This window comes from Candidatus Saccharimonadia bacterium, from assembly GCA_035544015.1.
Taxonomy (GTDB): domain Bacteria; phylum Patescibacteriota; class Saccharimonadia; order UBA4664; family UBA4664; genus UBA5169.
In genome coordinates this window covers 1-1,674 of sequence record DATKIP010000097.1, presented here as the reverse complement: position 1 = coordinate 1,674, position 1,674 = coordinate 1, and the positions used below count along the sequence as shown (strand labels likewise).

The window sequence follows — 1,674 nt, the reverse complement described above, 5'->3', positions numbered from 1 at the left end:
CGGAGGATCGAGCGGGCCCGCTACGATGCGGACTTGGCAGAACGCCGTTATGAGGAGGCGGACCCCAGTAATCGCCTGGTTGCCAGCACGCTCGAAAAACGCTGGAATGACGCAATGCAGCGGATGATAGAACTCAAGGCTGAGGTTGCCGACTTTGAGCTTCAAGCAATGCGAAGCCTCACACCCGAACAAAAGCAGCAAGTTCTACAGCTCGGCAAAGACTTTCCTCGCCTATGGAAGGCAGCGACCACTTCAGCTTGCGACCGCAAGCGAATGCTGCGTTTGTTGATCCGCGATATCACGGTCGTCAAGGGTGCAGAACCCAAGCTGTTGCACTTGCAAATTCGCTGGCAAGGTGGAGCAACCGAAACCATTGATGTCCATCGTCAGCCAAGCCGCGCCGAGGCGGTCCGTTATCCCGACCCCTTTGTTGCTAAAATCCGCACGATGGCGAAAACAAACGACGCGGATTCAACTCGCCAGTGCATAGAAATTTAGGAGCAAGCGAGGGAGTCAAAAACCTCTTGCGGTGAACGGAAGCCGAGAGATTTTCTGGGTCGTGCATTTAGCAAACGTTCGACTTTGGCAACCTCGGCATTTGAGATCGTAGAGAAGTCTGTGCCCTTTGGGAAGAAGTCGCGGATGAGGCCGTTGGTGTTTTCATTCAAGCCGCGCTCCCATGCATGGTACGGCGTTGCGAAGAAGATTTTTGCCTTCAGTGCATGGGCGATATCCTGATGCGCGGCAAATTCCTTTCCGTTGTCGAACGTGATGGTGTGCACATAGTTGTCGATCGACTTGAGGCGACGCACGGTTGCCCTTTGCGTAGCGCGGGCGGTGGAACGTGGCAGCTTGCTGATTTTGGTGAGTTGAGACTTTCTCTCGACCAGCGTGAGTAAGCCGCCTTTGTGCCCGGCGCTGACAACGGTGTCACCCTCCCAATCCCCCAGGCGAGCTTTGCGCGCGACAATGGCTGGACGCTCAGAAATGTCGATTCTATTTGGGATCAGGCCACGTCCGGCGTTCTTGCCGGCACGGTTGTTATAACGTTTCCCGCGCCGCCTCAGACTGTACCACAAGTTGCCGCCGTCGCATTTGTCCTGCCAGATCATCTGGTAGATGCGCTCATGGCTCAGCTTGATGCCCTGGTCGCTTAACCAGCCGCTGATCTGCTCCGGTGACCAGCGCATCTGGCACAACTTCGCTTCGATCTTTCCCCGCACTGGCACCGTCAGCTTGCGTGGCGTACTTCTTATCGTCTGCCGCGCTTGAGCCTTTGCTTCTGCTTGCTTGAACCGATAGCCACGCTGACCCCGATTGCGGCGCAGCTCTCGGCTTACCGTGCTTTGGCTGACTCCCAAAACGCTGGCGATACATTCTTGGCTGGTACCGCTCTTGCTCAGCGCATAAATCTGGCAGCGGTCCTCATACGTAACTCGCCGGTACTTGCTCATAGGTGACCTCTTGCTATCGCAAAAGGTTACCCCTTCGTCGCCTCACTCACTTATGCACTGGCTACTTGAATCCGCGAACCCTGATCAAAGCTACCCAAATAGTTACGACTTCACATTGCCCCAAGGCATAAGCGGGCCATACCACATACTTGTGAAAACTGATACTGGCAACCAAGTGACTGAGTATCAGCATGAAGACGATAATGTGTTGTCGAGCAAT

At 55.0% G+C, this 1,674-nt stretch carries 2 protein-coding genes; one reads left to right on the top strand and one right to left on the bottom strand.

Features of this window, described 5'->3' with window-relative positions; translation table 11 throughout:
- Window positions 1–498 (top strand): recombinase family protein (locus VMT30_08835; GenBank protein HVQ45033.1); only part of this gene is annotated, 498 nt, incomplete at its 5' end.
- Here the strand turns inward: VMT30_08835 and VMT30_08830 are convergent.
- Window positions 495–1,454 (bottom strand): IS30 family transposase, encoded by a 960-nt coding sequence (locus VMT30_08830; GenBank protein HVQ45032.1) that lies wholly within the window; start codon window positions 1,452–1,454, stop codon window positions 495–497. The genes VMT30_08835 and VMT30_08830 overlap by 4 nt on opposite strands.
- Window positions 1,455–1,674: the final 220 nt, after the last annotated feature.

What these genes read in the sequence shown, in the direction of transcription:
- VMT30_08830 (HVQ45032.1), bottom strand. Translation starts at nt 1,454, where the DNA reads ATGAGCAAGTACCGGCGAGTTACGTATGAGGACCGCTGCCAGATTTAT.